The sequence below is a fragment of the Candidatus Schekmanbacteria bacterium genome (assembly GCA_003695725.1).
Taxonomy (GTDB): Bacteria; Schekmanbacteria; GWA2-38-11; order GWA2-38-11; family J061; genus J061.
Genome location: RFHX01000043.1, coordinates 1 through 4,761, shown reverse-complemented (window position 1 = coordinate 4,761; position 4,761 = coordinate 1). Strand labels below are relative to the sequence as shown.

Sequence of the window (4,761 nt, the reverse complement as noted above, 5' to 3'; positions counted from 1 at the left end):
TCTGAATTCAATTTTACGGAGCCCGTTGAATCATCTGAAGGTGTCCTTGGAATGTTTAATCCTGATTTGGAGTTTCCCGGTCCCGGTGAGGAGATAATCAGCAGAAAAGGCAAAACATTGGACCGCAAAGAATTTGAGAGAATGCTCGATGAGTTTTATGAGCTTCGCGGTTGGGATGTTGAAACTGGACTTCAAAAAAAGGAAACTCTCGAACGGCTTGGGCTGAGTGATATATGCGAAGAAGTCGAGAAGTTAGGGCTCATAAAATCATAAATAGGTAGTCCTTATTATTTAGTCTGCACAATTCTCTTTTTTAAATTGCAGGGAGAAGTGTTTTTACCTTTTTCGAAATAACTGTTTCCCCTTTGAAATTTGCTGTGGATAGATTTCATTTTTTGTTATAAAGGGAAATCTTGTAAGATTATAAAAAATGGTGTTTTCTGCATTATAAAGTTTAGGGAGAAAAGATAAATGTTATGGTCAAAATATCTGATACCAACTCTAAAAGAAAATCCTTCGGAAGCTGAGGTTGTAAGCCATCGGCTTATGCTTAGGGCGGGGATGATTAGAAAATTGTCTGCAGGAATTTACAATTATCTGCCTCTTGGACTTAGAGTAATAAGAAAAGTAGAAAATATAATCCGTGAAGAGATGAATAGGGCGGGGGCAATTGAGATATTGATGCCCGCAATACAGCCTGCTGAATTGTGGATTGAAAGCGGAAGATGGAAAATATACGGCAATGAGCTTTTAAGGATATTGGACAGACATAAAAGGGATTTCTGTTTTGGCCCAACTCATGAAGAGGTTGTGACTGATATTGTCAGGAAGGAGATAAAATCTTACAGACAGCTTCCTATAACGCTTTATCAGATTCAAACAAAATTCCGTGATGAAATAAGACCGAGATTTGGAGTGATGAGAGCCCGTGAATTTATTATGAAGGATGCATACAGTTTCGACGCTGACAACGAAGGTGCAGAAGAGAGTTATAAAAAGATGTTTGACGCATATTGCCGAATATTTGAAAGATGCGGACTTGAATACAGGGCAGTTGAAGCTGATACAGGGACGATAGGCGGAAAATTTTCCCACGAGTTTATGGTATTGGCAGATACGGGAGAAGAGACGATTGCCTGTTGTGATAGATGTGATTATGCGGCAAATCTTGAAAGGGCTGAAATTAGAGAAGAAGAAAGTGATCAAGTCGATGAAGCAGAAGTTGAAGAGCTTAAAGTCGTGGATACTCCCGGAAAAAAAACAATTGCGGAAGTTTCGGAGTTTTTGAATATTCCTGCCAGTCGGATGTTAAAAACTATTGTATATCTTGCTGATGGAAAGCCCCTTGTTGTAGTTGTGAGAGGAGATTATGAGATAAACGAGGCAAAGTTGAGGATAGCGGCAGATTGTGAAATGTTAGAGCTTGCAGATGATGATACAGTAAAGAAAGTTACAGGCGCAGATACAGGTTTTGCAGGGCCTGTTGGGTTGAAGGATGTAGATATTATAGGAGATTATTCAATCAAGGGGATTAAAAATGCTGTTACGGGCGCAAATGAGAATGACAAGCATATTGTGAATGTCAATGAGGGAAGGGATTACAAGATTGTCAGATATGCAGATATTCGCACAGCAGTAGAAGGAGATAGATGTCCCCGATGCAGTGAAGGAAGATACAAATTCGTAAAGGGAATAGAGGTGGGACATGTTTTTAAATTAGGCACTAAATATTCTGAAGCAATGGGCGCGAAATATCTCGATAAGGATGGCGAGGAAAAACTTGCTGTAATGGGCTGCTATGGAATCGGTGTGGGACGGACTGTTGCTGCTGCAATCGAGCAGAATTATGACAAGGACGGAATAATCTGGACTCTGCCGCTTGCACCTTTTCAAGTGCTTGTACTTCCTGTCAATGCAAGCCATAAGGAATCGATGGACACTGCCTTTTCTATTTATGAAGAGTTGAGTGATATGGGTGTTGAAGTGCTGATGGATGACCGTGATGAGCGCCCGGGAGTGAAATTTAAAGATGCAGATTTGATAGGTATTCCGTACAGAATTACGATAGGGGAAAAAAATCTCAAAAATGGGAATGTGGAAGTGAGAACTAGAAGAACAGGAGAAAACAAGCTAATTGAAAAGAATAAAGTGAGCCAAGTTTTAAAAGAACTTCTCCACACAAACGGATTGACAATTGATTCTTGAATCAATTGACAAAAATCATTCTCTGTTTTATAAAAAATAGTGATTTTTGGGAGATCGTCTAACGGTAGGACTGCAGACTCTGACTCTGCCTATCCAGGTTCGAATCCTGGTCTCCCAGTTTTTTTTATAAAGGAATTTTATGCCCAAAATAAAGATTCCTAAATATTCTCCCCGACTTTTGGATATCCTTAAGAAAAACGGCATAACATTGAAAGATAAGATTTCTGTTGAGGAATTTGAAAGGGAAGTTTGCCGATTTATGGATAAAAATAAAGTTCTTCATCTTGGAACGAGCTATAATGATATACCTCGTGTTACGCCTCTTGAATATAAACATAAAGGATTTACGCTTTATATTTTTTCAGAAGGTGGCGGTAAGTTTGCAAATTTGAGGAAAAACAAGAATGTTGCTCTCTCCATTGCTTCTCCCTATGATTCAAAAAAGGATTTCTTTGGCGCAAAGGGATTGCAGATGTGGGGCAGGGCAGAGGTGATTTCAGCAAAATCTTCTCCCAAGAAATTCAAAGAATGCCTTCAAATAATGGGTATTGATGAAAGGCGTCTTTCCGGTGAATTCAATTATAGAGTAATCAAGATTGAACCACATATGATTAGATACCGCAATACTCGTGCAGGTTTCAGAAATGTAGTATGGGAAAAATAGTGTTTTCGAACATCTCCCGACCTTCTTTTTGAATAAAACAGGCCGCATTAGTCAGTGCGGCACAATAAGAAGGAATCTTCACTCTTTTGCTTCTTTTTCTTTTAAAGCATAGATATATCGTAAATTCTCTTTTGCTTTCTTGTTGTCATTGTCTCGGAAAAGAGCTGCAATAAAGAATTGCTCAGCTTTTTTGAGCTCGCCTGTACTCAAATAGAGAATCCCAATATTATTGTATGCTTGCGGTCTCTTGGGATTTTGCCTTATTGCGGCGTTGAATGATTCTAATGCCTTTTGTTTATCGCCTTTTTTGAAGAAAATTACTCCCATATTGATAAGCGAATTGTAATATGTAGGATTGTCGTTGTAATCATAATAGGGCAAGTACTTCAGCGATTCTTCAAATTCCTTCAATGCCATATCGTCATTACCCAAACCAAGATAGGCTTCTGCAAGGTAGTAGTGGATTTCAGCATATTTATTGTTGATTTCAATTGCTTTCTTTATTTCTTCCTTTGCTTCCTCATAACGCTCTTTTTTCAAAAGGACATAACCGAGATTCGCATGTGTCCTGAATTTTTGAGGAGATTTCTTTACGGCGTCCTTCCAAATGGATATATCGCTTTTCCAGTCCATAATTCTGTTTCCTGTCAATCCGAGATAAAAGCAGGTAGATAGGCAAAGTATAGCGGCGGCTATATATTTTTTTTTCATTTGTTCTTTTTTCGAGATAAGCCTTTTCAAGGGGTCTGATATAAGAAATGCAAGGGCGATAAGGGGAAAATATAACCACCTCTCACACATATAGTCTCTCAAGCGTACAAGGAGGTGAGGAGAAAAAGCCAGAATAAGCCATATGATTCCAAATGACGACAATGGTAAATTCTTTTTGATCCGGTAGGCAATAAAGATTAAAAGAGTGAATATGAGAAATCCAAGTAGAAAATGCACATTGAATAAGGATCCAATATCTGAGAAAAAAGGGTCGATATTGAGATTTACCGGATAAAGCATTTTAAGGAGATAATGCGCAAAGACATTAAATTCAGTGAGGATATGCGTAAAGAGAGGACGCACAGTTTTATCAGGGCTTTTCAAAATGAAAAGGGAAGGCATTTTCAAAAGCGAAACGAATAGAGAAATCAGAAAATAGGGAAGAAAAAGGAGGATTGTTCTTTCTTTGTTTTCATCTCTGTAAAAGAACAGTGTTGCAATAAGAATGAAAGCAGGGAAAATTAGTGAAATTTCCTTACTCAAGAGTGCGCAGAAAAAAAATAAAAGAGATACCGTAATATGCAAAAATAACTTTATACTTTTCGCTTCAATCGCTTTCAGAAAAGAAAGGAACGAAAGAAGAAGGAAGAAGGTATAAAGAAGCGATGACCTTCCTGTAATGTAAATGACAGATTCTGAGGCGAGAGGATGAACAAGAAAAAAAAGCACAGATGCGAAACTAAGTATATTTATTTGAAGCAACTCAGAGATGTCTGAAGTTTTTAGAAGCAGCATTCTGACTATGAAGAAAAGCAAAAGAGAGTTTAGGAAATGAAGAGCTATATTTACTATGTGATAACCTGCCGGATTGCCTCTTGAAATCAGAGAATTCAATCTGTAAGTTGTGCCAAGCAGGGGCCTTGATGAAAAAATATCGATGCTTTCAAGAAGCGCTTTGATTCCTCCAGAATAATCAACAGAAGGGTTGATGATTAGAAGGTCGTCGAAGAGAAAAGGAGTTTTCAAAGAGGGAAGGTATAATGAAAAAGATAAAATACCAGCAAGTGTAATAATACAGATTAGGAAAATATTATTATTAGAAAGTTTATTCATTTTTTTGTTATTACGAATTTTTGTTTTATTATAAGAAGTTTATAACTTTTTATATCTCTTCAAAACAG

At 37.6% G+C, this 4,761-nt stretch carries 4 protein-coding genes and 1 tRNA gene; 4 read left to right on the top strand and 1 reads right to left on the bottom strand.

Features of this window, described 5'->3' with window-relative positions:
- From D6734_02020 to D6734_02005, 4 genes are all read left to right on the top strand, one after another.
- On the top strand, positions 1-273 hold a 273-nt coding region (locus D6734_02020), incomplete at its 5' end, for a hypothetical protein (protein RMF97502.1).
- A gap of 198 nt (positions 274-471) precedes the next feature.
- The gene (locus tag D6734_02015; GenBank protein ID RMF97501.1) at positions 472-2,205 is read left to right on the top strand and encodes a proline--tRNA ligase; all 1,734 of its coding nucleotides are present in this window, start codon (positions 472-474) and stop codon (positions 2,203-2,205) included.
- Positions 2,206-2,252: 47 nt separating this feature from the next.
- Positions 2,253-2,323 (top strand) — tRNA-Gln (locus D6734_02010).
- Positions 2,324-2,344: 21 nt separating this feature from the next.
- On the top strand, positions 2,345-2,869 hold the full coding sequence (locus tag D6734_02005; protein ID RMF97500.1) for a pyridoxamine 5'-phosphate oxidase family protein: 525 nt from the start codon (positions 2,345-2,347) through the stop codon (positions 2,867-2,869).
- Positions 2,870-2,947: 78 nt separating this feature from the next.
- On the opposite strand, the gene D6734_02000 is transcribed toward D6734_02005, so the two are convergent.
- Positions 2,948-4,693, bottom strand: a complete 1,746-nt coding sequence (locus D6734_02000) for a tetratricopeptide repeat protein (GenBank protein ID RMF97499.1) — start codon at positions 4,691-4,693, stop codon at positions 2,948-2,950.
- Between the last annotated feature and the right edge of the window lie 68 nt (positions 4,694-4,761).

Excerpts from the sequence above, each read along its gene's own strand:
- D6734_02015 (RMF97501.1), top strand. The coding sequence starts at position 472 with ATGTTATGGTCAAAATATCTGATACCAACTCTAAAAGAAAATCCTTCG.
- D6734_02005 (RMF97500.1), top strand. The coding sequence starts at position 2,345 with ATGCCCAAAATAAAGATTCCTAAATATTCTCCCCGACTTTTGGATATC.
- D6734_02000 (RMF97499.1), bottom strand. The coding sequence starts at position 4,693 with ATGAATAAACTTTCTAATAATAATATTTTCCTAATCTGTATTATTACA.